Origin of the sequence: Microcoleus sp. OTE_8_concoct_300 (assembly GCF_031383065.1) — a bacterium.
Classification (GTDB): Bacteria; Cyanobacteriota; Cyanobacteriia; order Cyanobacteriales; family Microcoleaceae; genus Microcoleus.
On sequence record NZ_JANMZH010000110.1, the window covers coordinates 1 to 24,730 of the forward strand.

The following is a 24,730-nucleotide window of genomic DNA, read 5'->3' on the forward strand; positions in this document are numbered from 1 at the left end:
CACCAGGCGGCAAAACAGCGATTTCCGCTTCTGAGGATAAAACCCTGAAAATCTGGGACACCGAGACAGGTACGGAAGTTAGAACCCTCATCGGTCATACTAGCTGGGTAAATGCAGTGGCGATCGCACCAGACGGCAAAACAGCAATTTCCGGTTCAGTGGATGACACCCTGAAAATCTGGGACACAGCAAGCGGCACTGCACTTAGAACCCTCATCGGTCATACTAACTCGGTAAGTGCAGTGGCGATCGCACCAGACGGCAAAACCGCGATTTCCGGTTCATGGGATTGCACCCTGAAAATCTGGGATCTGCTTGGTGGCAAAGAAATTGCTAGTTTCAGCGGGGATTCTGGCTTCGATTGCTGTGCAGTTTTACCTGATGGAGTGACAGTTGTAGCGGGCGATCGATCTGGCCGGGTGCATTTCCTGCGATTGGAGGGAGTTAGCGGCGGGCGATAATCCAAGAAACCGGGTTTTTGCCCGAATCTGTCGGTTGTAACGAAGTATTTCGGTAAAAACCCGGTTTCTGGGCCACCCGCCGATCCAAGAAACCGGGTTTTTGTCCGAATCTGTGGGTTATAACGAGGAATTGTCGTAAAAACCCGGTTTCTGGGGCCCCGCGATCGGGTTTTTTCGTGATGGGCGATTCCCTACGGGATAGCTACGCTTCACGGGTTTTTGGGTTGATTGGGCGATCGAATTTGAGAGAAATGTGCGATTCCCTACGGGATAGCTACGCTTCACGACTTTTATTGTTCGGAGATAGTATTCGGATCGATCGGCACAATTCCTTCGCTGGCGTAGCGAGTAAAATCCTTAACATTTAGCGTCAAAATATGTGCTGCACCATTTGCTTTCATAATAGCCACAAGACGAGCATCATGTACCTGAATTCCCGAAACTCTGTAGGTAACAACTAACCTACGCCACTCGGAGTATGTTAAATGCGTGTCGGGAAACAACGGAAAAAGACGCTCGATCCGCTGTAACAGGCGATCGGCATCAGCAGGAGTCAACCCAAAGCCATTTTTCTCGATCGGGCGAGTAACCACATTCCAAAACTCAACGCAGTTTTGTGATGCTACTTGCAGTTTATATCCATCTTGTCGCAATTTTTTTACAGCAGTTCGGATTACAGGGTATAAAGGATGAGAGCGATCGGCAAACCGCAGCAAAATATTCGTATCCACAAGACATAACATTGCTATGGATGATCCTCATAGATACCAGCACGACTCACCGCAAAATCCGATAGCGTAGGGACATTTACTCCCATGTTTTTAATTAACTCATCAGCAAATTCATCTAAAAGTATTTCAAACTCACTATCGCTGATTTCTGCACCAGAATCACTTGCCTTTGATGACGAGCCCGGCGCTGACTGCCAAGTTAGGAAATCTACAAAATTAAGAACAACTTCTAGCTGCGGTTTACCTAAATAACGCAGCTTACTTACAATGCTTTCAATTACAGCTTCCATACATTTATTTATAGTTGAGCTTTAATTGTGATTAATTTCAGGTTATAGCAAAAATATCAAATTTTGTCAAATTTACCCAACTGCGAGAGAATGGGAAGGGATCTCGACTTTTTGGGAAACGGGCGATCGACTCTTCAACCCGTGTGCCGTTGCTATGAGCAACGCCCAAAAAGTTAAATTTAAATACAGAACACCAGATCAATCAACCCTTGGCTCATCCAATCCCAGCGGCACAAAATATTGACTGTAAACCACACTATCCGGCTCCCAAAGCGGCCGCCAATAAACATTTTGAATCACCGCCTTCTCCCCATCACCATCATCCGGCCACTGAAAACTGACGATCGCAATATTGCTATATCCCACAATCTCATCACCCTCTTGCAGCCAGCGATTGCGCCACAACAGCGATATCAAATTCCACAACCTATGCAGCACAGACAATTGTTTATTTTTATGCGATCTCTCTGACGCAGTTCCCTTTTCGACGCGCAAAAACACCCGAGCTCTTTGCCGTTTAATCCAGTCAATTCGATAGCCCCAATCAGGCAGAGATTGTCTATTTTTGAAACCAGCCGCCACAGCCTTCTTTATGCTGATCGTCGAAATCTTCATTAATTCCAGCGGCTCATTCCATCCCAAACATTGGTGCGATCGCTCAGGAAGCAACGACTTAATCTTAGTATGAACTAAATGCGTTTTCCACTCCTCATTGATAAAAGCACTAGCAGTCAACTGCGCCAGCACAGAATATTGACAACTTGACTTATAATGCGCCCCCCCCAAAGGCTCAATATTTGATCGAGAATCGCCAAAATGACAATCATACCAATAACTCAGTCGCACAGCAGCAGCATAGTGAATATCCCCCGTCAACACAATCACCCGATCGCGCTGTTTAAAAAATTCCACCAACAGCTTCACAAAAGCCAACTCATGAAAATTCCAAGCATCCCCCGCATCACTACTAAAAACCTTCCCCTGTGCCAAATCCCACTTTTGCACCGCATCAATAAGCCACAAACTCACCAAATTTGTCGGCACAACCACCAGCGTCGCCTCAATCTCAAACTCCCCAGTTTTATTCAGCAAATCCGTCTCCTTCAAAGGTTTCTGAATTTGCTCCTCAAAACCTTTGTGAGTCAAAAGCATCGGCGGATCCATCGGGCTTTCCACCGGATACCCCCGCCAAGTCCGCGTATCCAGCACAATCACCTCGTGCTTAAAACTTCTCACAGTAAAATGCCAATTCAAAACCTCACTTGCACCCTCAAAATCCCGATCCAAAATAAAAACATCTTCATCTAATTTAAACTTAGGCAAATTAGTTTTCGGATCGATCCTGGGAATTCCCAAATACGAAGCCGCCTTCTCCCAAACAGAAACATCAGTCCCCGCCGAAGCCGACCATTTTTCAGCAGCCTTTAATAATTTATCTCCCGGTTTTTCGCGATCGAACTGTGCGGGCGTATTTCCCCAAGCCTGAAACACAGCATAAGCCAGCAAAGCATTCTGCACCACCCGCCGGCCCAGCGGCTTCCCCAGCACCCGGTAACACCACTCTCGATTCAAAAACAAATCATCGCTAACATCATGGTCATCGCAAATCATATAAGTAGGAATATTCGCTAGCGCCCTCCTCACCCTCCACAAATTGCGGGCAAAACCCTCAAGTTCAACAACTTCTTTATCCCAGACTTTTGCCTGCTTAGAATTTGGGCAAATATCCTTACCCTTCGGGAAATGCGTGCACCAAAGAATCGGCGACCAAACTAACAAATACATCGCGCAATATTCCCCCAAACCGAACAAGTGACTTTTAGATTTTTCCGATTGATTCACCAACATCGCCGTAAAGCCGCCAAAATCTCTGGCAATATCGCTGCGAGTCCCCGGCTGTAACTGAATTGGTTTTTTGGACTCATACTCAGTATCAGACGGTTTCTGAATTGGCGACTCTCTAAAAATTTTTCTCTCTTGGCCACCTGCATTTTCGTTTTCCGAAATTTTAGGTATACTGATACACAAATTCTTTTTAATTTGGGCATCATCTATCAGGGGTAGACTCTCTTCCCAGCCCAAAAGTGTATCGCCAGCATCAGTCAAAGCCCACAGCATCGCATCGGCAACGTCATCGCCGTAAATTTGGTCGCCCGTTAAAAAGAGTTGGTGGGGTCTACTATTTGCCATTCCTGCAAACTGTTCGATCGAATTATCCAAGATTGGCAGGGCATCTCTGCCGTCTCCGTGGGGCTTGCGACAAGAACCGTGAACGATACGCAAATAGTTTAAATCCTTCGGCGGCAGCGCAAAAGTCGGCAACTGGTGAGGGAAATAACTAATCGTCTCCGGCCCCAAAGCCGACAAATCAGGGGAGGCCGGCCACAAGCAAGAAATGAGATTTTCTTTCTCATTTTCTGGGACTAGAACCCCGGACTGCGACTCGGGACTCCCAGCAAACTCGATGTCATAAGCATAAATTTGCCCGAATGTCAAGACCTTGCTGTTAATTGGTTTAGCAGTCACCGCCACTACGTGCAGGTATTTGCCGAGCTGCACGGTAGAGTTCGCACCTTGGAGCAAGGGCCGATCGACAATTTCGCCGGTTCCGCCCTCAGTCGAATAAACCTTGAGTTCGACTTGGCGGGGTGCTTTCAGAGCCAGCCAAACTGTCACGAGCTCTGTTTGAGTCCGGCGCAAAATCGGGCCCGCAAGGATGAGCGGCAAGTGATGAATTCGATGACTTAAGGGAGTCCACGACATAGGATTTAAAAAAATAAAAATTAAATAAGGGTGCTCTAGCAATCAGATTTTAGGCGATCGACAACCTGTCACCCGCTTAATTAATGCTAAGTCTGCCAACCCGTGTCAGCAAGTTTGTAACAATTCATTAAGTAAAATTAATAATCAACCATGCTACAAGAACAACAATTACAGCTTTTCCTAGATTCAGCCCTGCAGTCGCCAGCAATTAAATCATCAGAACCCGCCGGACGGCCCAACAGCGGGCCGATCTGCTCGTCACCTTTAGATCGGGCGATCGACCGCTACCCCCTCACCGTGGCTCCAGAAACCCCGATAGCCGAAGTGTTGGCTCTCATGAACCCGATGCACGTCTCCTGTAAGCTTTGTGGCGAAAAACAAAACGCTCTTAAGAACACGGCCAAGCGCAGTTGCGTCTTAGTAGTGGAAGATAATCGGCCGATCGGCATTTTTACAGAACGGGATATTATCGTCAAGCTAACTACCGTCGCAGCTTGTGCGGTAGGACTGACAATTGCTGACGTAATGACTCGATCGCCCATTACCCTCAAACAATCCGAGTCTCCAGATATTTTCACAGCTATGTTCACGTTGCGCCAGCACCAGATCCGGCATTTGCCCGTAGTCGATGAGGACTCGCGACTTCTGGGCATCATCACCCGCGAAGCCATCCACGAAGCCCTGCAACCGGTTAACTTGCTAACCAATTTGCGCTGTGCAGCAGATGTCATGACGCACCAAGTCATTTCGGCCCCACAAACAGCCTCAGCCCTCGATTTAGCCCAGCTCATGGTCAAGCATCAAGTTAGTTCCGTCGTCATTGTCGAAGAGCAAATTCAGCATCCCTCAGGGGCGATCGCACCAACACAAAAATACGAAATTCCGATCGGCATTGTCACCGAGCGCGACATCGTGCAGTTTCACGCCCTCGAATTAAATCTCTCGGAAATCTCGGCAACAGAGGCCATGAGTGCACCTTTATTTTGCATATCTCCCGCCGATTCCCTCTGGAGTGTCCACCAGTCCATGCAGCGACACAGCGTCCGGCGTTTGGTAGTAGTTGGGAGCCAGGGAGAACTTTTGGGTGTTGTCTCAGAGACAAGTTTGCCACAAGTTTTTAACCAATCTGAAGTGTACGGGACGATCGAGCTTTTGCAGCAAGCAGTGGACGAGCGAGCCGCCCAATTGCAGCACGCCAACGAACTTTTGCAGCAAGAAATTTTAGAGCGGCAGCGGGCCCAAGAAGCCCTGCGCCAAGCTCACGACGACTTAAAAAAACAAGTTGAAGAACGCACCGCTCAACTTTTAGAATCAAATGAATTGTTGAGGCGGGATATTATCAAGCGCCAGCGAGTCGAAGAAGTGTTGCGGCGAAAGCAAAGTTGCTTGAAAAATCAAGCGCAGCAATTAGAGCAAACTGTGCGAAAGTTGCAGCAAACTCAAACTCAATTAGTGCAAACCGAAAAAATGTCTTCTTTGGGACAAATGATTGCCGGTATCGCTCACGAAATTAACAATCCTGTTAATTTTATCTACGGCAACCTTTCCCACGCCAGCCACTACATCAAAGAATTGATCCAACTGTTGGAACTTTACCAGCAGCACTATCCCGAACCAGTCTCGGAAATTCGCGAAGCAGCAACAGACATGGAAGTCGATTTTTTGGTAGAAGACTTATCTAAGATCGTGTCTTCTATGCAAGTAGGAACCGAACGCATCCGCCAAATAGTTGTGTCGATGCGCAATTTTTCGCGATCGGATCAATCTAACATCAAGCTCGTTGACATTCACGAGGGACTCGAAAGCACTTTGTTGATTTTGCAGCATCGGCTCAAAGCTTACGGCGGACATCCATCTATTCACATCATTAAAGAATACGGCAATTTGCCCCACATCCAGTGCTGTGCCGGTCAGATCAATCAGGTGTTCATGAATATTATCGGCAATGCGATTGATGCTTTGGATGAAGAAATCCAGACAGGGAAATGGGCGACGAGAAATGGGAAAAATTCACCCCCGTCAAATCCTAGTTCTCCATTGACTTTTCCCACTATTACAATTCGCACTGAAGTTGTTGGCGGTGATTTTGTAGCGATCCGCATTTCCGACAACGGGCGGGGCATACCGGAGGAGATTCGCCGCCAATTATTTGACCCGTTTTTTACTACCAAACCAGTCGGCAAGGGCACGGGGTTGGGACTGTCGATTTCTTACCATTTAGTGGTGGAACAGCACGGGGGGCGGCTCGACTGTATTTCGGAAGCTGGACGGGGTACTGAGTTTGCGATCGAGATTCCGATCGTCAGTTGTCATTAGTCAGCAGTCATAGGATTGTCGATTTTCGATTGAAGAATTGAATAATTGAAGAATTGAATAATTGGAAATGACTGATGAAGCTCGTGGTTGGGAGCACGGGCCTACAGTTGCCTTCTTTTTTTAAACTGGTATCAGTAGGATTTTAGATTTGCGATTTGAATTTTCGATTGATATCAAATCCGGTAGCATCGGAATTATTCCTCTCTGTATTCTCTCCCTCTGCGTTCTCTGCGTCCTCTGCGGTTAAATCATTCCGATGCAACCGGAAACGATATGAAGAATTGCAGAATTGGAAATAACTGATGAAGCTCGTGGTTGGGAGCACAGGCTTACAGTTGCCTTCTTTTTTTAAACTCGTATCAGTAGGATTTTAGATTTGCGATTTGAGATTTTCGATTGAAGAATTGCAGAATTGGAAATGACTGATGAAGCTCGTGGTTGGGAGCACGGGCTTACAGTTGCATTCTTTTTTTAAACTGGTATCAGTAGTCATTGGGAAGACTTGACAACTCCCCGCCGTAAAACGGCCCAGATTCTTCCTTCATCCAACGTTGCCTCTAAAAGCAGTGCCTTGAGATGGTCTTACACGTTGGAAAGAAGCGTTAGCGAGATGCCCGAACGCCAAAAGTCGTAAACCTTCCTCGCGGATATTCATGGCGGCGTTAATGTCTCTGTCATGTACCGTCTCACTCGGACACTCGGACACTCCCCCACCTATTCCTAAAAATTAACAATTTTTTACAAAACACTAGAAACCCCAGCAAAATGACTCTTTCCCAATCAAAAATCAAAAATCAAAAATCAAAAATCCTATAACTTTGCCCTCCCCTTACCCAACAGGGCCGAACTCACGATCCCGTGTGCCTCATCCACTAGCGCCTTTGTGCTCGTTCAAGTTAACCGCACAAGCCATCAACTGCCTGCATCCTAGCCCCAAAGCCAAAAGCCCAGATTGTTTGATTCGTTAATTTTTGTTTTATTTTTGTACCTCTTTATATAAAAAAGATATTCTAAAATCAATTAAAAATCTAAAAAAATTATAAAAATAGATTTTTCAGTCAAAAAACCAGTTAAGATTCCAAAAGGTGCAAAATAAACAAATTTACTAGCATTTTCATTTAGACGCCCCCTTTCCTTTCATCGCAAGTTAGCTAATAATGCTTTCAACGAGGTGACTCAGGGCAGGCTCCAAAATTGGCCTAACCCAAAGACGGATACAAGCCCCAAACAAAAGTCGTCGAGAGCGAAAAATTTTAGACATTAGGGAGAACCCTCAGATTCATCTGTGGAGTCAATCTAAAATCTCAAATCAGAAATCTCAAAGCGACTGACAGTAAGGGCATGGCAGTTGGGCTATTGCAACGCCTGCTATTGCAATGGGGCTATTGCAGTTGGGCGATCGAAAAAAAGCATGAAACCCCAGCCCTCATCGTTTTGATAGAAACCTATAGGAGAACAAAGAGTGAAACTCGCAGTTTACGGAAAAGGTGGAATTGGCAAATCGACAACAAGCTGCAACATCTCCGTTGCCCTAGCCAAGCGCGGCAAGAAAGTTTTGCAAATCGGTTGCGATCCAAAGCACGACAGCACATTTACCCTCACGGGCTTCTTAATCCCCACAATTATTGACACCCTTCAGCAAAAGGACTATCACTACGAAGACGTTTGGCCCGAAGATGTCATCTACAAAGGCTACGGTGGCGTTGACTGCGTAGAAGCAGGCGGCCCTCCCGCAGGAGCTGGCTGTGGCGGCTATGTAGTCGGCGAAACCGTCAAACTGCTCAAAGAACTCAATGCCTTCGACGAATACGACATCATCCTGTTCGACGTGCTCGGCGACGTAGTGTGCGGCGGTTTTGCAGCCCCCTTGAACTACGCCGACTACTGCATGATTGTTACCGACAACGGGTTCGACGCTTTATTTGCAGCCAACCGCATCGCCGCCTCAGTCCGCGAAAAAGCCCGCACTCACCCGTTGCGGCTCGCCGGTTTAATTGGCAACCGCACCTCCAAGCGCGACTTGATCGACAAGTACATAGACTCTGTACCCATGCCGGTGCTGGAAGTGCTGCCCTTGATTGAAGACATCCGCGTTTCTCGCGTCAAAGGCAAAACCTTGTTTGAGATGGCCGAGAGCGATCCTTCCCTCAACTACGTCTGCGATTACTACCTCAACATCGCCGACCAGATTTTGGCAATGCCCGAAGGAGTAGTTCCCAACGACACGCCCGATCGCGAATTATTCTCGCTGCTATCAGATTTTTACCTAAATCCAGTCCAACCAGTGGTCAAGAAGGAGGAAGATGAGCTAGACCTGATGATGGTTTAATAGGTCTAGCGATCAGGATGAGGATAAAGAGGTTATGGCTTTTTTTGATACTTTTTCAGTTGCTCTCAAACAGAAGTGGTTGGACTACTACCAGGTTAATCGGGCTTGGCTGCTCCTGCACATGACGGCTGACAACACGGTCGCCACACCCGACGGCGGGAAAAGGCCTGTTTCTTACCTCATCCTGGGAATTGCGGCTGCCCTGGAGCCGGAACTCCAGCAATTAATGCTGCCCTTCTCAAAACTCAAGCCGGATGCAGACAGCCTGATCGAAGTGTTGGGGCTAAATTTTGACCCGGACCTGGCGCTGGGTATACCCTCAAATACCACGCAACAGACGGCCAGCCAAACTCCAACAACTGCTGCAGCCGCAGCGACTCAAACTGCAACTGCTGCACCAGCAGTGGCTCAAACTGCAACTGCTGCACTAGCAGCGACTCAAACTGCAACTGCTGCACTAGCAGCGACTCAAACTGCAACTGCTGCACCCGCTGATGCCAAATCTAATAAATTAGGCGGTGCGGCCTTAGCAGCAGCCGGAGTAGTCGCCGGAGTCGCCGGAGCAGCCGGTCTGGCTGCTGCTGCGTCAGCACTGAGCTCCGACGAGGAATCCTTCGACGACGATGAGGAAGAAGCAGTCTCTGACTTCGACCTGGATGACGATGAGGAAGAAGCAGTCTCTGACTTCGACCTGGGCGATGACGATGAGGAAGAAGCAGTTTCCGACTTCGACATGGATGACGATGAGGAAGAAGCAGTCGCCGACTTCGACATGGACGACGATGAGGAAGAAGCAGTCTCCGACTTCGACATGGACGACGATGAGGAAGAAGCCTCGGCTTTGGGCGGTCTCGACATCGGCGAGGATGAGGAAGACGCCGTATCTGACTTCGACATCGGCGAGGATGAGGAAGATGTCGTATCTGACTTCGACCTCGCTAACGACGAGGAAGAGGCCGCATCTGACTTCGACCTCGGCGACGATGAGGAAGAAGAAGCCTTGGCTTTGGGCGATCTCGACCTCGGCGATGAGGATGAAGAAGAAGCCTCGGCTTTGGACGGTCTCGGCCTCGGCGATGAGGATGAAGAAGAAGCCTCGGCTTTGGACGGTCTCGACCTCGGCGATGACGATGAAGAAGAAGCCTCACAATTTGGGACTTTGACCTCTGAGGAGCTCGAAGGGGGGATATCCGATCCGTTTGGGGAAGAAGATGAAGATTTTGTCCCCGAAGAAATACCCGATCCGTTTGGGACAGCGACCTCAGATGACCTAGACATGGATCTGGGCGACTTGGACGAAGACGGTATTGACGATTTCTCTGTATCTGATGACGATGACCTCGACGATCTCGGACTTGATGATCTCGGGGAAGCAACTACCGGAGATCCTGACGAAGATGATTTAGATGCTTTAGGTCTCGGCGATTTGGATTCCGACGATGAGGATGAAGAAATTTCGGGCTTTTTGTCGGATTTTAAATGAGGTTGTTGCGCGATCGCCCGCGTCTGTCCTAGTCTTGAAGTTTCCCGCTCTATTTGTGAGTTGTGAGTTGCGAGTTGTTAATTTTTAATTAGCTCCAACTCACAACTGCCAAAAGGCTTTTTCCCTTAGGGAGTTGAAGAACACTAAATCCCTGCTGTGAGGGATTGTATGCCCTCGCGCAGGCGGAAATTTTTAGCCAAAATTTTGGATGCTGCAGCTGCTGCGGAAATATTGAGTGGGCTGCATCTATTTTTCAGAGGAATTACGCGAAAACCAGGTATTTCTATTATTGTTCGCTGCTTCAGCGCGATCGCACTTTCACAGGTGTTTTTTCGCCGCTGCGCCTGTTCGCGTTCGAGAGGAAAAACAACCTGAAAAACTACTTATGCTTGTCCGCAGCAAGAGATGCGATCGCAAAATACAGGTATTTCCTCGCTAGGCGAGCCTGTCGTGTTTCAGACTAAAAACAATTTAAAGGGAGAAGATTTGAGATATGACTGCTATTACTACTAATGAACCGGAAGCTTTAAACTTTGAATGCGAAACAGGCAATTATCACACATTTTGTCCGATTAGCTGCGTAGCTTGGCTTTATCAAAAAATTGAAGATAGCTTTTTCTTGGTCATCGGTACTAAGACTTGCGGCTATTTCTTACAAAACGCAATGGGCGTGATGATTTTTGCTGAGCCTCGCTATGCGATGGCTGAGTTGGAAGAGGGCGATATTTCCGCTCAGTTAAACGATTATGATGAGTTGAAGCGGCTGTGCTTGCAAATTAAGCGCGATCGTAACCCCAGTGTAATTGTTTGGATCGGCACTTGCACCACCGAAATCATCAAAATGGATTTGGAAGGGTTAGCGCCGAAACTCGAAGCAGAAATTGGCATTCCCATCGTCACGGCGCGCGCTAACGGCTTGGATTACGCTTTTACTCAAGGGGAAGATACCGTTTTGGCAGCGATGGCTGCTAAATGCCCTGAGAAAGCGCCAGTGATGGAATCTCAGAAACAAGAACGCAATGCTATCTCTCAACTGCTGAATTTCGGTAAGAAAAAAGAGGAAGTTGCAGCAGATGAATCGGAATATGTCAAGCACACGCCGCTGGTACTTTTTGGTTCTTTGCCCGATCCGGTTGTTACTCAGCTAACTCTAGAATTGAAGAAGCAAGGAATTAAAGTTTCCGGTTGGCTTCCTTCCAAGCGCTACACTGAATTGCCAGTCTTGGAAGAAGGTTATTATGTATCGGGCATGAATCCCTTCTTGTCGCGCACAGCTTCTACGTTGATGCGCCGCCGCAAGTGTAAGCTAATTGGTTCGCCATTCCCGATCGGCCCTGACGGAACTCGCGCTTGGATTGAAAAGATTTGCTCAGTATTGGGAATTGAACCAAAAGGTTTGGACGAACGGGAAGCGCAAATTTGGGCTGGTTTGGAAGATTACCTGCAAATAATTCGCGGCAAATCTGTCTTCTTTATGGGAGACAATTTGCTGGAGATTTCTTTAGCACGTTTCTTGATTCGCTGCGGCATGACTTGCCCGGAAATCGGCATTCCTTACATGGACAAGCGCTATCAAGCGGCCGAGTTGGCTTTGTTAGAAAAGACTTGTCACGAGATGGGAGTTCCTACTCCTCGGATTGTGGAGAAACCAGACAATTACAATCAGCTTCAGCGGATTTACGAGCAGAATATTGATTTGGTGATTACTGGTATGGCTCACGCTAATCCTTTGGAAGCGCGGGGGATTAATACTAAGTGGTCTGTTGAGTTTACTTTTGCTCAGATTCACGGCTTTGGTAATGCGCGGGATATTTTGGAGTTGGTGACTCGTCCGCTGCGTCGGAATAATTCGCTGAAGGATTTGGGTTGGGGTAATTTGGTGAAGAATGAAGCGAAGGTTTAATCGTTTTTAGCGTTGAATAAAAAACCCGGTTTCTCCAAGAAACCGGGTTTTTTCAGTAGAAAATTACTGGACATTTAATGCACAACAGCTAGTGCAACAGCCATAGGTCTTTTTTTTTCTAGTCAAGCCAATTTTCTCGACTCGTCCGTTAAATAGTGCGATCGTCCGTAAGTTGCTGCGAGGTAGGGGATGAGGTGTGCGATCGAATTCGCACTTATGCTCCTCCTCATCTCCAGGTATGGGCTACATCCAATTTGGCGAATCTAGATCCTGACATTTTTTTCATTTTATACTCTTAAGACTTGACATTGTCAGAAAAATCAGCTAGCTTGATCGTAGAAACAAACTCGGAGCCTTGGAGGTTCGACCATGCCCGACGGAGATCTCGTTCACAGTCAGCTTTCGAGAATATACCAGAAGCCTTATCAGATGCTGTGTGAAGGAAAGCTTGACCGCAAGGAATGCGCTTGGTTTGTGATGAAAGCGTTTTTGCAGGACATCAAAAACAACTACGGTGTTCTTTTTGTTAAGTTGGCCAAGCACATGGGGGAGATTTTGGACAAAGCCAGCGAAAATACTGCTGCAAATAGCTCTGTGGATTGGATGGCTTGGAACCTGAAGTTAGAGCGGGTCGCACGACAAGCCACTGTTTCGCATTATGTGAAGGAGCTAATCCTTCGTGCTAGCAAGGGCATACTACATGAGATTCGTTATAACCGGACAGTAGACGCTAGCAATTTGTCAGAAGCGGTTGTGGAGCGGTCTTTTCAAGAAGTATACAAAGCGAAATTTGAGCAACGCATTCCGCTGAGTTCTAATCACCATGCTGATGTTGATAATGCGACCGTTACGGAGCGTGTTGAGGCGATCCGTCCCGATATCTTACCCGAAATGAGGAAATGGGCAAAGAAAGCTGTTGCGGATGAGGATGTGAAAAGCTTGCGACGCTCTTCACGCAAGAAGGTAAAAAAAATAGACCTTGATGAGGATCTGCTATGAAATACGAACCTTCCATTGAGCAGAGCCTTTACGACAACGATCCCAGCGATTATACCCTGCATTTTGAACCTGTATCGAACAGTAATGGATCTGTGCGCTTCATAGATCGCTCTCAGGGCAAAGAGCTAACTGTTGGTATCAATGTGGATGATGAGGCATTCGGGTATCGGGTTCAGGCCGAGTTTCCAGCCATCATTGCTGACCTCGTTGACCTCGCTGTGGCAATCCATGCTTCCGATCGGCTTGCGCCCCACAACCTGAGAGAGAAGAAGCGTCGCCTTTATGTGGTGCTTCCTGTCCGTCATCCAGAACTGTTGAGTGCCGAAGCGTTTCGGACAAAGCTGGAAGAACTTCTTGATTGGGCAACAGGGAGCGAGTGGGTTTTTCACTTTCAGAAACGAATCGTAGCGGAACGCCTCGTTGAGCACCAATCTCTTCCAATCGCACCTAAAGGATGTGAAGTGGCGCTGTGGAGTGGTGGACTTGATGCCCTTGCAGGTCTGTATAAGCTGTTAGTCATTTAAATTTATTGCCTCAACCCCTTGCAGTATGGGGTCTGGCCCACAAATAGTGCAGTTTGAATGTCGAACAGCTTACTCGTCTTCGTATGTATCCAGAAAAGTCATTCGTGTTGTTTGGAACTGGCAGTAACGATAGTGTTTATGCCCGCCAGGGAAGAGTAGCAAAGAAGGTTGAGTCTATCTTTCCCGGTCGTTGCCATCTTTTCCGCGTACCGATCCGCTTCCACGATAGCGCTATACAGCAAAAGAATAAGCTTTCTCGTTCGCGAGGTGTTGTATTCACGCTAATTGGTGCCGCGTGTGCATATCTCATGGGTCAGCGGGTTCTGTGTGTTTACGAGAATGAGATTGGGGCGATTAACCTTCCTTACCGCGCATCTGCTGTGGGACTGGATCACTCTCGTTCTGTTCACCCGCTGACTTTACTTATGGTGAGCGATCTCGTCTCAGAACTTTTAGGAGAAGAGTTCCGCGTAAAAAATCCATTTCTCTTCTGGACTAAGGCTCAAATGTGCAAAGCATTGGCTGAAGACGGGAGAAACGACTTGCCGCCGCTAACTATGTCATGCGACAGCCCACATCGCCTGCGGCCGATTCAGTGTGGTTACTGTTCCTCTTGTCTTTTAAGACGACAAGCGCTTGCTGCTACCTATATAAAAGATCGAACGCGCTATGTAGTGCTTCACGGAAACCGCCCGCCAAAGGAGTCCAGTTTGCATCTCGATCATATGCTTGTGCAGGTTAACACCCTCCGAAATTTGCTTGATGTATCAGATGAAATGGATCTTCAGTGGGAAGCTTTGACACGAGAGTTTCCAGTGCTGGATGATATCGTCGATCGCAGCGCTGGGGCAGAAAGCCTACTACCCATTGATATGCGGGGCCAGCTAATTCAGCTTTATCGAACCTATGTTTCTGAATGGGATACAGTAAAATCCCAAATTGCGGTTTGCCCATTAAATCAATGTGGCAAACAGCAGGTATCAAATAGAAACGCAGTCAACGTTCAGTAAAGTTGAGGAAAAATGTATGACTACGAACATCCTTGACAACATCGACCCGCAGACACTGGGGGAACTTCTTCAGCAGGCACGTAAAAAGTGCGGTATGAATCAGTCTGATGCAGCTAAAGTCATCGATGCTGCACGCACTACTATGGTGGCGATCGAAAAAGGAGAGCGCCGCCTTAAAGCAACTGAACTAATTAAGCTTGCCCGTGCGTATGGGCGCTCCGTTAGTGAATTCGTTCGAGATCGTCCAGTGGTTCAACCTTTCGAGACGCAATTCCGGGCAGCCTATCAGCGCAGTGAGGGAGAAGAGGTACAGATTGAACCAGCAATTCTGCGTCTAGAGGATTTTTGTCGGAATTACCTAGAGCTTGAAGAAATTATGTCCGCACCACTTCCCCGGAACTATCCTCCTGAGCAGGAGGTGACGAATATGCCACTCAAGGCTGTGGCGGAAAGCATAGCGATTGCAGAACGTCAGCGGCTTGGGCTTGGAGATAGTCCTATTTCACGGCTGCGCGACATTCTAGAGCAGGATGTGGGACTTCGCATCTTTTATCTAAAGATGCCACCAAAATACTCAGGGATTTACACCTACGATGAACGACTTGGCGGTTGCATAGCAATCAATGCTAATCATCCAGAGGAGCGGCGGCGTTGGTCGCTGGCTCACGAATACCTTCACTTTCTCGTACATCGGCGAAAAGCTGTGTTGGAATTTGAAGGTCAGTATCAGCGAGTTCCAGAGAGCGAACGACTAGCCGAAACCTTTCCTAAATATTTCCTTATGCCCACTAGCGGCTTGCTCAAGCGGTTCAAAGATATGTCTGGCATAGATAACAAGTTCACTCCAACTCATCTATTCACTCTGGCTCATTACTATGGTGTATCCGTAGAAGCGCTTGCTTATAGGTTAGAAGAAATGGAGCTTGTGCCGGCTGGAACTTGGGAGCGATTGCGCGATCGTGGGTTGAAAGTAAGAAAGGTACAACAGGATCTTGGCTTAGGGGACATCCCACAGCGCACTGATACGATCCCTCTCCACTATCAGCATCTGGCGATCGAGGCGTTGGATCAAGGACTGATTACAGAGAGTCGCTTTTCTGAGTTCCTAAATGTCGATCGCTTGGAGGCGCGCCGCATCGCAGAAGCATTGCGGGAACATTCAAGCGGAATGATGGAGGAAGCCTCTGATTTCGACCTGATCGATATGCAGGAGTAATGGGAGAAGTCAAGTTATGCAGATTGTTCACTCCCACCTTCTTCTTGATGCCTGCTGCGTTCTAAACTTTTGCGCTTCGGGTCAATTACTGGGAATTTTGAAGTCTATTCCTGTTCGGGTTGCAGTTACCCAGGTTGTTCGAGAGCAGGAGTTACAAACACTCCAGCGTCTTGAGGGCGAAGAAAATGATGGTGCGTCTCAATTCGAGGCAGCGATCGCACAAAATCTACTTATAACCGTGGATTTTGAGTCGGAAGAAGAGGCCGAATCATTTGTGAATTACGCCGCTATTTTAGATGACGGCGAGTCAGCGACTGGCGCCATCGCAGTTCACCGACAATGGGCAATGGCGACCGATGATAAACGGGCGATATCGTTTTTTCGGAAGGAGACACCACAGCTTCAGGTTTTATCAACCCTAGAGATAGTTAAGCATTGGTCAGAGGAAGCAGGTATTGATTCGCAAACACTACGCGATGTACTGAATTTAATTCGAGTTAAGGGGCGATATATGCCACCTAAAAGCCACCCTTTGCATAGTTGGTGGGAAACTGCGAGGCAGTGAGGCTGAAAGTTTAAGCTGAGCATTAGTTAAAGGGTCCTATGAAAGAATTAAGGTGAAGGCGATGGAGTTTTTTATTAACTGCAGATTAACCCAGGTAAAGAGAGCGATCGCACTTTTCCCCAACCTTTCCAGAATCCCAGGTCACAGGCCCGTAACACGATCGCAGGTACGATCGCCTATAATCGAAACTAGCCCAACTCTCATCTGTTGAGAAACCCCCATGAGTCAAGACAAGGAAGAAATTAGCTATTCAGAGAAAACAGAACGTCTCAGAGTTATCGGTCAGTTTATCAAAACTGTCACACCGATGATTTGGACGATCGTAATTTTAGTAGTCATCATTCCCCTATTAGGTAACTTTCTAATTTCCCAGTCACTAACAAATACGGGAACCACAGCAGTTGTAGTCTCGCCGCCACACGATTTTAGCAAAGTCAACCAAGACATTAAAAACGCTATCCAACAATCCCATACAACAGCCGAAACTTTCGCCTCAAAAGAATTGGACAAATGGGAAACCGAAGTAATTGCACGACTAGACAATAGTTTCCTCGATTGGTACTTCGATTACTTCAATCAAAAAAAGATGGAGTTTACCGTACCTTTTAATTTCGTGAAATCTGCCGTACTCAACAGATTTGATATGACAGCAGCATCTCGTGCTGTTTCCGAAAAATTAACCGAAGACTTTCAAAGAGAATTTGCTAACCGCGTGCTGGTACCCAAAAATGCTCAACTGCGATTTCAATTAATCACTCAAGATACTGCTAACTTGTACATAGCCGAAGTTAGCAAGAATGTGAAAGTAGTTCAAAACAATTATAATATACCGCAAGTACAGTGGGACAAATATCTGAACGATATTGCCACCACAATTAGCGACAAAGGGAACGTCTCGAATTTATCATTAAAAGTATTAGTTGGCGGCAGCGGCTACTTAATTGCCAAACCCTTAATTTTGGGAGTAGCAACTAAAGTTGGCAGCAAAGTTACCGCAAAAGTTGCCAGCAAAGCCGCCGCCAAAATGGCAACAAAAACAGGCGGTACAGTTGCTAGTCAGTTGGGAGTAAGTTTAATCGACCCGATTGTCGGCATCGGGATTATTATCTGGGATTTGTGGGATTACAATCACACAGTCAAAGTAGAAAGACCGATTTTGCGGGAACACATTGTAGAATACTTAAAAGATGTCAAAAAGTCACTACTTAAAAATCCAGAAACCGGAATTATGGCAGCAATTTATCAATTGGAAAGCGGCATTTTGAAGTCGCTTTCATAAGTGCTAATATCATGTACATTGTGTGCCAATATTCATAGTTAAAAACAGTTTTAATGAGCAAGCAATATGAAAATAACAGTTTTCCAACAAGAAAGCCGTGAGATGCTGAAATGGTTGAATCAAAACCGTCGGATGTTATTAGAATTATATCGAAATCAATATGTTGCTTACAATGCTAATCGATTAATTGCTCACAGCGAAAATTTGCGTGAAGTTTTGGATTTAGCCAAAGCTTCAGGAGAACCTTTTGTAATTTACTTAGTTCCCCGTCAAACAGCTTCTATTCAGATTTTACCCATTCGCTTTCGTACAGTTACTCGCCACGATTGGCAGCCAAACTATCGTGTCAATTTAAAACATAGAGATTTGGAGCTTTCTACAATGATGTTAGTAGACTCTGGCGCCGAACTAAGTTTAATTTCGTTAAAGGTTGGTCAGGATTTAGGATATGCTTTAGCTGATGCAGAATCAACTTTATTAGCAGAGACTATAGGTGGCCGAGTCAACTATGTTTTACGTGATGTTGAAATGACAATAGATGGACACATTTTTATTGCTCCTGTGGCATGGTTGCAAAATAATACAGGGGGAGAACAATTGCTTTTGGGTCGAGAAGTGGTGTTTGATAAGTTTAATATTGAGTTTAGGCAAGCTGATGAGGAAATTATATTTACAAGACGTGAAGATGCTCTCGGCCTTTAATTATCTCACGTTCTCAAAAACAGTTTCATCCTCGTAAACACTACCACAATTAACGCCAGAATCGTCGTATACCCCAACCCCCTCAAAAACCCCATAAACGGATTGATTGAAGTCATCTCAATAATCACAGGTTCCCATTTACTTAAAACCAGAATCGGCCAGATAATATTCGCAAATCCTGCATAGCCAATCATCGGATTCACCCCGTTATCAATAAACAACTGCAATAACCATTTTCTTTGAAACACATCGATAATTATAATCAACCCAATCAACAGCAAAATAGCCATTCCAGCCGTTAAAAACAAGTAACTCATCGTCGCTGAATCTTTCTTGATTCCGCCTTCATAAGGCTCAAACAGCAAACCCAAAACCAGCCAATAAAACCCCCATTTGTAAAGGCGGTTTAATAAATTTTCCGTGACATTCCCTGGCTTTTTTAACAAAACCAAAGCGCACAAACACAGCACCACCGTCACTAATGCAGTCTGCCACACCCATCTAGCTTGCAGTCCAATTAACAATACTAAATTGACAGCAAACATCAAAACCATAAGGCTGAAATAGCGCCAACTCTTCCAGCTAGCATAACTCGCCTCTTCCGGCGAACAATACTCTATCCACCGACCCAGCAAATCGCCCACAATCGTACCCGGAATTACTACAAACAAATACTTTAAATAATCAAATTGAAACAGCCAAGGTGCAGGAGAGTACAGCCAAACTAAATTAATCCAACCGTCAGTATGAGAAGACAGCCGCGCCGCCAACAGCAAGCCCAAAAATCCCACTCGCAACCACGTATTTGAACGAGTAAACAGCCAAATTAGCGAGCCGAAAACGGCCATATTTGCTAGTACCATCAAGATAATATCGCTACGGCTAACTAAAAATCCTACACCGTTGGGATATTTGATGTGAGATACGAAGCTAATCCCGGCACTCCAAGCAACAAGGGTTAAGGATCTCCGCCGCCACACAGACCACCTGGACGGCCAGCGAACATACATTAAAAATAATATTAAAAATCCCAACAAGGCCATCCACCACTTCTGCAGGATGGATGGGTCTGGGTTAATTATGGTCGGGCGAATGTGTTGGAGAAATATCGCAAATGACGCTAACAAAAAGCCTCTTTGCAAAATAGATAAAATCACTTTTTTTGTATCCCATCCCTTGGCGATGCGGCGCGACAAAGCTAGCGGTATCGCGGCCCCCATTGCAAACAAAAAGAAGGGGAAAACTAAATCAACCCAGGTTAATCCCGGCAGTTTGTTATTAAAAATGTGATCCGGCGGTGGCAGTTGGGCGTGATACATCCACGCCGGCAATGTTTTCCGGGCTATTGTACCGGATAAAACCATCGCTAAAACTGCTAGGCCGCGCAGGGCATCCAGCGCGTCTGCGCGTTGGGAAACGGCAGCAACTGCTAAACTATTTTCTTGTTTCACCATGTCTTTTACCTCTGATGTTGGGGATTCTAATTTATATCAAGTACGGTTGGTTGACCGCAAGATATCGGCCGGGGCGGGTTTACTGGAGTTCTTGCGCTTTTTGATATAGCGGTTCTCAAGCGTGGTGAGGTATCGGGGCAAGTCCTATGCCCTATGCCCTATGCCCTATGCCCTATGCCCTATGAGCACCTCATGTTACTGAGAAAGGCTATAGATAATCGTGAACTTAACCCGGAGGGGAATAACGGTTAATTTACGGCACAGGATATTACTACACATCTTTTTTGTTCAAAAATAATAGAATATCTCCGGCTTATTTGCCAATTAATTTGCGTAGCCAGCTTCCTGAAGCTAGGTTGCTGAGTCTTTTTGCGGAGTATTTTTTATTGACTGTCAACCTCGAAATTCGGTATTTATTGGGTGGAAAAAACCACAGTTTTAATTTTGAAGTGTCGTACAAGTATCCTGATAAGAAATATTTGGCAACGTATTTCTCAACTTGTTTGTTGACAGCGCCAAACGGGTAGGCTATGTGTGAGGCGACTGTTCGATTTGGGTCTAAATCTTGGGTGCATTTCCTCAGTCTAGTTTGATCTTCAGATAATTCTCGGTCTAATGCTGTCAGAGAAATTTTTGTTAAATTTTGGTGATTCAGTCCGTGGGATTGAATATCATAAAAACCTTTTTGCATTCCGTCTCTCAAGTCTTGACAAGTTACCTTTTCTATGAGCGAGTGATGATGGCCGAAGAAGCCGGAGTTGATAAATACAACTACTTTGGTTTTTTTGCCGTATTTATTTTCGAGTGTTTCTAAAATGGGCAGTAAGTGCGTATAAATGCTTTTATTTCCGTCGTCAAAAGTAATCATGACTTTTGGGCGATCGCGATATTCACTCGGCACTGGCTTTTTGGGATTTGCTATGAAATAGTCGTAAAGCTCTTGGGATGACAAAAACCAATAGTTATGGCTAACTAAATAATCTAAAAAAGGTTCCAAATTTTGCTGGCTGTAGTCGCCGGGAAATTCTCGCCGCTGCGGCGGTATTTCCTGGGAATTCTGAAGGTCAACAATATCGTGAAAGCCGAAAATTGGAATTTGTACTGTGATGATTTCTAAGATTACTTGAGAAATGATGAAAGTTAGGAGAAATGCTAGTAAAAAGCTAAGAATGCGTTTTTTTCGGAGCGTAATACGCGGTTGAAAATACTCCGGCAATTTGTTAACTAAATAATTTACCATTGACAATTACAAGCTCATGAGGTAAGAGGTTCGGATGGGAGTAAGAGGGTTTTTCTGGCTGCTGAGAGCATCTAACAGAAGTCGTGCTAAAGGAGTGGCGATCGTCCCCTTGCTCAAAAATCCTCATTTGAGATAGATTAGCCAGTATGGGCGATCGACTGCAGCAATTCCGACAGCAGCCTCCAACCCCTAAACTGCCCCCTGTTGACAGGTTCCAAAAAGTCCAACTTCCTATTTGCACTTTCAAGGCGAAGTTGAAGTCAATTTTCTCAGCAGCAGTGAACAATACCTCTCCCCGCCACAAATTTTCTCTTTAATTTTTTTACTTGTGATTTACCTCCCCAGGTGGTACTATATTTGACCTAAAGCCATCTCCAACAACCATGATGAAGATAGCGGTAATTCTGCTTGTTTACAACGAAGCAAATTGCATAGACCAAACCTTTGACAGAATTTGAGAATTTTCTCAAAAAAATCCTGCTTACGATTTTATCATTGTTAATGACACCTCGACCGACAATACACTGCCCATTATCGAAAACTAACTTAATACTTTCCTCACACAGCACATCAAACTAATTTCTTACAGCAACCGTCAAGCCAAAGGATATGCCGTCAAAAAAGGCAGCGAATGTGTAGACGCTGACTGCATTTGCTTGATGGATGGCGGCTTACCTTACTCTCTCGAACACCTCGAACTCTTAGTCGAAAAATTAAAATAATTTGATGTCGTAATTCCTTGCAGAAACCTCCCTCGATAAAAGTTCCGAAATCTTACCTTACTCATAAAAATATCCTGCAAAATATTTAAGTTATTTTCTGGAAAAATTCTCAATCTACCATATAGAGATATGCCAGCCGGACTCAAATAATTTAAGAAAATACCAGCCCAAAAAATATTTAAGACACCAACATTTCCTGAATTTTAATTTGATGTATAATTTATTTTTTTAAATTAAATAAACCTACAATTGGTGAACTTCCCGCCCAAGTTTCCCAGCAACACCTATACAAAATTTCTCAATTCAATATTATATTTAAAAATTCCTAAAAATGCTGATATGCTTATTTGAAATAATAGCCAACTACCGCGCAGGCTACTATGAATAAATCAAGTTTGTTGAGCTTTGACATAGAATAATTTGACATCCCCGAAGAATACGGTCAACCCCTGGAATCCGACATTAAATTTGAAATTTATAACCGAGGATTGTCAAAGATTATTGCAGTTATATAAAAATTAGATATTACAGCCACATCTTTTGTCACAGCTAACTTTGCATTCCACAACCCAGATATAATCAGAGAATTTTCAAAACACCATGAAAGCGCCTCCCACGGTTTTTACCACTATCAATTTTGCCTAGAAGATTTACACAAATCTAAATAAACCTTAGAACAAATAACTAATACTCTACTTACTGGATTCAGGATGGTAAGACTTCAGCCCGTAGACGACGCAGAAATAGAAAAAGCAGGTTACGAATACAACTCATCAATGAATCCAACCTACATCCCTGGCAGATACAACAACCTATCTAAACCCAGAACTGCATATTATACGAATAAACTGCTCAACCTTGCCATATCAGTCACTCCTGTGCTCCGATTTCCCTTATTTTGGTTGAGCTTTAAAAACTTCCCCATCTCAATGATAGAATTAGCAACCCAACTAACCCTAGAAACAGACTCCTCTCTGAACAGCTACTTTCACCTCTGGGAATTCACAGATATTTCCCCGTTAAAATTACCCAATTACGTGAAAAAATACTCAGACCGCAAAATGGTTTAAAAACTAGAAAAATACCTCACCAAGCTGAAAACTCAAGGCAAATTTATTTCTATTGCCGAATTTAAGCACAACTTCAGTCAACCTGAGAGCAAATATCGGGTTCAGCAAAAACTCTGAAATTTAAACTTCTCGACTACTGGAAGAATCAAACAGAATTGCGTCAAGTTACAATCCTAGCAATCATCTTTTTTATATGAGTTTTAAGTTTTAGCATAATACGCTAATAAAGCTTCTTAGCCACCTACGAGCGCGGTCTATTTAACCAAAGATTTTGGAATAGCATACACGGCAGATTATTTCAACGTTCAATGTCCTCAGCCGCCTCCAGCGCCTAGCTGATGGACAGACAACTGTCCTACCCATTTTACATCCATTTAGGGCAACACTTCGTCAGTGATTTTCTGATTTGGATGCCGATTTATGCCTGGTTTCTATCGCCCATTACCCTAATATTTTTGCAAGTAGCTTTAATTGCAGCAGCCGGAATAGTGCTGTATTTCTTAGCAAGACACTATCTCTCTGTTCCCTTGTCGGTAATGATAGTAGCCAGCTATTACGGAGCAAATGGTGTCATCGATCCGACGCTGGGTAAATTTTACGAACAGTGCCAAATTCCTCTATTTATATTTAGCTTGCTCCTAGCATTAGAAAAGCAGCGCTGCCCGCTATTTTGGCTAATCGCAGTTTTTAAATTAGGCACTCGCGAAGATGCTGGGATTAGCTTATTTGGCATTGGAGCGTATTTAATTGTCAGCCGCAGCTACCCTCGTGTCGGCATAGCTTTGTGCGCTCTCAGCTACGGGTTCTGCTGCTGCAAGTTGTTAATCAGGCTGCTACTTTTATCAACACGCGCTACACATTTGCTGTAAGTCCGGGGTTATTTTACGGTAGAATCCTGTGGTGGTCGCAACATCAAGATAAATTCAAACCCAGGTTCCACCGCTTCTGGATTGGGTGTATCGGTCTGTCAATACTGCTTACCTACACTTCCAATCCGCATCGAGCTTTGTATTTCATCTCTCCTTATTATTTTCAACCTTGGGTTTATCAATCTTTGCCGACTCAACTCGGACACGCAGCTCATGTAAAAAAATATTAAATTTGATTCCCCAAGACGCTAGATTTTCTACCAGCGGTTATATAGTTTCTCACCTTTGGGGCCGCCGGAACATCATCGGCTTAGAAGTGATGGAGATGAAAGACGAAGAGAAAAAAGTAGTCGATGTCGATTATGTGCTGTTAGATTTGTGGCAATTGCAGCCAAACAATTTAAAAGTTCCCGTTGACAGAGGTAGAGTTCGGGCGGGAGTGCGTTTGACCCATGAAGCTCTAGGGCGAGGTTTGTACGGAATTGCCGAAGTATTGGAGGGAGTTGTTTGAGTTCAAAAAGCCATACCTTCTAAGCCGGAAGTTTTGTGGGCTTGGTCGAAATTGCGGCAAGAAATCGAACCGTTGATGAAATAGTCGAAAGTCAATGATCTAGCAGGCAGTTGCGATCGCCCCCAGAGACTAAAATCAACTAAAATTGCAAGTATAGCAATCCTAAATCAGTTGCAAACTAATCTGGCTTCACTAATCATGATTAAGTTGGTATTAATTCAGGGTTTTCCACAAAAAAGTCATACATATATAATTTGTAAAAATCAAAAATCTGACAATGAGTTACCAGCATA

General features: G+C 45.3%; 21 protein-coding genes. 16 read left to right on the top strand and 5 right to left on the bottom strand.

The window, feature by feature from the left end; all coding sequences use genetic code 11:
- Positions 1-461: WD40 repeat domain-containing protein (locus tag ACUVJL_RS05615; protein ID WP_445244952.1), on the top strand; the 461-nt coding region annotated here is incomplete at its 5' end.
- 290 nt (positions 462-751) lie between these two features.
- On the opposite strand, the gene ACUVJL_RS05620 is transcribed toward ACUVJL_RS05615, so the two are convergent.
- The 3 genes from ACUVJL_RS05620 to ACUVJL_RS05630 form a co-directional block, all read right to left on the bottom strand.
- Positions 752-1,192, bottom strand: coding sequence for a type II toxin-antitoxin system VapC family toxin (locus tag ACUVJL_RS05620; protein WP_445244953.1), 441 nt, complete (start codon positions 1,190-1,192; stop codon positions 752-754).
- A gap of 14 nt (positions 1,193-1,206) precedes the next feature.
- Positions 1,207-1,482, bottom strand: a complete 276-nt coding sequence (locus tag ACUVJL_RS05625) for a hypothetical protein (protein WP_445244954.1) — start codon at positions 1,480-1,482, stop codon at positions 1,207-1,209.
- Between the two features lie 198 nt (positions 1,483-1,680).
- Positions 1,681-4,245, bottom strand: a complete 2,565-nt coding sequence (locus ACUVJL_RS05630; protein WP_445244955.1) for a PhoD-like phosphatase — start codon at positions 4,243-4,245, stop codon at positions 1,681-1,683.
- A 150-nt stretch (positions 4,246-4,395) separates the two neighbouring features.
- On the opposite strand from ACUVJL_RS05630, the gene ACUVJL_RS05635 reads away from it, so the two are divergent.
- The 11 genes from ACUVJL_RS05635 to ACUVJL_RS05685 all read left to right on the top strand — a co-directional run bounded on the left by ACUVJL_RS05635 (position 4,396) and on the right by ACUVJL_RS05685 (position 18,571).
- The gene (locus tag ACUVJL_RS05635; protein ID WP_445244956.1) at positions 4,396-6,561 is read left to right on the top strand and encodes a CBS domain-containing protein; all 2,166 of its coding nucleotides are present in this window, start codon (positions 4,396-4,398) and stop codon (positions 6,559-6,561) included.
- A 1,462-nt stretch (positions 6,562-8,023) separates the two neighbouring features.
- Positions 8,024-8,890, top strand: a complete 867-nt coding sequence (gene bchL, locus ACUVJL_RS05640) for a ferredoxin:protochlorophyllide reductase (ATP-dependent) iron-sulfur ATP-binding protein (protein WP_445244957.1) — start codon at positions 8,024-8,026, stop codon at positions 8,888-8,890.
- 34 nt (positions 8,891-8,924) lie between these two features.
- A complete protein-coding gene (locus ACUVJL_RS05645; protein WP_445244958.1) occupies positions 8,925-10,373 on the top strand; it encodes a DUF5331 domain-containing protein in 1,449 nt (482 codons plus the stop codon).
- 493 nt (positions 10,374-10,866) lie between these two features.
- A complete protein-coding gene (locus tag ACUVJL_RS05650; protein ID WP_216670582.1) occupies positions 10,867-12,276 on the top strand; it encodes a ferredoxin:protochlorophyllide reductase (ATP-dependent) subunit N in 1,410 nt (469 codons plus the stop codon).
- A 369-nt stretch (positions 12,277-12,645) separates the two neighbouring features.
- The gene (locus ACUVJL_RS05655) at positions 12,646-13,275 is read left to right on the top strand and encodes a hypothetical protein (protein ID WP_445244959.1); all 630 of its coding nucleotides are present in this window, start codon (positions 12,646-12,648) and stop codon (positions 13,273-13,275) included.
- Positions 13,272-13,799 carry a hypothetical protein gene (locus ACUVJL_RS05660; RefSeq protein WP_445244960.1) on the top strand — a complete coding sequence of 176 codons (528 nt, stop codon included), beginning with the start codon at positions 13,272-13,274 and terminating at the stop codon, positions 13,797-13,799. The genes ACUVJL_RS05655 and ACUVJL_RS05660 overlap by 4 nt, the downstream gene beginning before the upstream one ends.
- A 53-nt stretch (positions 13,800-13,852) precedes the next feature.
- Positions 13,853-14,809 carry a 7-cyano-7-deazaguanine synthase gene (locus tag ACUVJL_RS05665; protein WP_445244961.1) on the top strand — a complete coding sequence of 319 codons (957 nt, stop codon included), beginning with the start codon at positions 13,853-13,855 and terminating at the stop codon, positions 14,807-14,809.
- Between the two features lie 16 nt (positions 14,810-14,825).
- Positions 14,826-16,025 (top strand): ImmA/IrrE family metallo-endopeptidase, encoded by a 1,200-nt coding sequence (locus tag ACUVJL_RS05670; RefSeq protein WP_445244962.1) that lies wholly within the window; start codon positions 14,826-14,828, stop codon positions 16,023-16,025.
- Between the two features lie 16 nt (positions 16,026-16,041).
- Entirely contained in the window at positions 16,042-16,590 is a 549-nt protein-coding gene (locus ACUVJL_RS05675) for a hypothetical protein (RefSeq protein ID WP_445244963.1), read from the top strand.
- A gap of 220 nt (positions 16,591-16,810) precedes the next feature.
- Positions 16,811-17,869 carry a hypothetical protein gene (locus tag ACUVJL_RS05680; RefSeq protein ID WP_445244964.1) on the top strand — a complete coding sequence of 353 codons (1,059 nt, stop codon included), beginning with the start codon at positions 16,811-16,813 and terminating at the stop codon, positions 17,867-17,869.
- A 66-nt stretch (positions 17,870-17,935) separates the two neighbouring features.
- Entirely contained in the window at positions 17,936-18,571 is a 636-nt protein-coding gene (locus ACUVJL_RS05685) for a retropepsin-like domain-containing protein (RefSeq protein ID WP_445244965.1), read from the top strand.
- A 5-nt stretch (positions 18,572-18,576) separates the two neighbouring features.
- Here the strand turns inward: ACUVJL_RS05685 and ACUVJL_RS05690 are convergent, their stop codons facing one another.
- Both ACUVJL_RS05690 and ACUVJL_RS05695 read right to left on the bottom strand, forming a co-directional pair.
- Positions 18,577-20,025: a DUF5009 domain-containing protein gene (locus ACUVJL_RS05690; RefSeq protein WP_445244966.1), complete on the bottom strand. Its 1,449-nt coding sequence runs from the start codon at positions 20,023-20,025 to the stop codon at positions 18,577-18,579.
- 313 nt (positions 20,026-20,338) lie between these two features.
- Positions 20,339-21,265 carry a polysaccharide deacetylase family protein gene (locus ACUVJL_RS05695; protein ID WP_445244967.1) on the bottom strand — a complete coding sequence of 309 codons (927 nt, stop codon included), beginning with the start codon at positions 21,263-21,265 and terminating at the stop codon, positions 20,339-20,341.
- Positions 21,266-22,697: 1,432 nt separating this feature from the next.
- Here ACUVJL_RS05695 and ACUVJL_RS05700 point away from each other — a divergent pair.
- From ACUVJL_RS05700 to ACUVJL_RS05715, 4 genes are all read left to right on the top strand, one after another.
- Positions 22,698-23,057 carry a hypothetical protein gene (locus ACUVJL_RS05700; RefSeq protein WP_445244968.1) on the top strand — a complete coding sequence of 120 codons (360 nt, stop codon included), beginning with the start codon at positions 22,698-22,700 and terminating at the stop codon, positions 23,055-23,057.
- Positions 23,058-23,395: 338 nt separating this feature from the next.
- Entirely contained in the window at positions 23,396-23,926 is a 531-nt protein-coding gene (locus ACUVJL_RS05705; RefSeq protein WP_445244969.1) for a DUF2079 domain-containing protein, read from the top strand.
- On the top strand, positions 23,842-24,156 hold the full coding sequence (locus ACUVJL_RS05710; RefSeq protein WP_445244970.1) for a DUF2079 domain-containing protein: 315 nt from the start codon (positions 23,842-23,844) through the stop codon (positions 24,154-24,156). The genes ACUVJL_RS05705 and ACUVJL_RS05710 overlap by 85 nt, the downstream gene beginning before the upstream one ends.
- Before the next feature lie 2 nt (positions 24,157-24,158).
- Positions 24,159-24,437 (top strand): hypothetical protein, encoded by a 279-nt coding sequence (locus ACUVJL_RS05715; protein WP_445244971.1) that lies wholly within the window; start codon positions 24,159-24,161, stop codon positions 24,435-24,437.
- Positions 24,438-24,730 lie beyond the last annotated feature (293 nt).

Coding starts and splice junctions, on each gene's coding strand:
- ACUVJL_RS05625 (WP_445244954.1), bottom strand. CDS start 1,482: ATGGAAGCTGTAATTGAAAGCATTGTAAGTAAGCTGCGTTATTTAGGT.
- ACUVJL_RS05630 (WP_445244955.1), bottom strand. CDS start 4,245: ATGTCGTGGACTCCCTTAAGTCATCGAATTCATCACTTGCCGCTCATC.
- ACUVJL_RS05635 (WP_445244956.1), top strand. CDS start 4,396: ATGCTACAAGAACAACAATTACAGCTTTTCCTAGATTCAGCCCTGCAG.
- ACUVJL_RS05645 (WP_445244958.1), top strand. CDS start 8,925: ATGGCTTTTTTTGATACTTTTTCAGTTGCTCTCAAACAGAAGTGGTTG.
- ACUVJL_RS05650 (WP_216670582.1), top strand. CDS start 10,867: ATGACTGCTATTACTACTAATGAACCGGAAGCTTTAAACTTTGAATGC.
- ACUVJL_RS05655 (WP_445244959.1), top strand. CDS start 12,646: ATGCCCGACGGAGATCTCGTTCACAGTCAGCTTTCGAGAATATACCAG.
- ACUVJL_RS05660 (WP_445244960.1), top strand. CDS start 13,272: ATGAAATACGAACCTTCCATTGAGCAGAGCCTTTACGACAACGATCCC.
- ACUVJL_RS05670 (WP_445244962.1), top strand. CDS start 14,826: ATGACTACGAACATCCTTGACAACATCGACCCGCAGACACTGGGGGAA.
- ACUVJL_RS05675 (WP_445244963.1), top strand. CDS start 16,042: ATGCAGATTGTTCACTCCCACCTTCTTCTTGATGCCTGCTGCGTTCTA.
- ACUVJL_RS05680 (WP_445244964.1), top strand. CDS start 16,811: ATGAGTCAAGACAAGGAAGAAATTAGCTATTCAGAGAAAACAGAACGT.
- ACUVJL_RS05685 (WP_445244965.1), top strand. CDS start 17,936: ATGAAAATAACAGTTTTCCAACAAGAAAGCCGTGAGATGCTGAAATGG.
- ACUVJL_RS05690 (WP_445244966.1), bottom strand. CDS start 20,025: ATGGTGAAACAAGAAAATAGTTTAGCAGTTGCTGCCGTTTCCCAACGC.
- ACUVJL_RS05695 (WP_445244967.1), bottom strand. CDS start 21,265: ATGGTAAATTATTTAGTTAACAAATTGCCGGAGTATTTTCAACCGCGT.
- ACUVJL_RS05700 (WP_445244968.1), top strand. CDS start 22,698: ATGGTAAGACTTCAGCCCGTAGACGACGCAGAAATAGAAAAAGCAGGT.
- ACUVJL_RS05705 (WP_445244969.1), top strand. CDS start 23,396: ATGGACAGACAACTGTCCTACCCATTTTACATCCATTTAGGGCAACAC.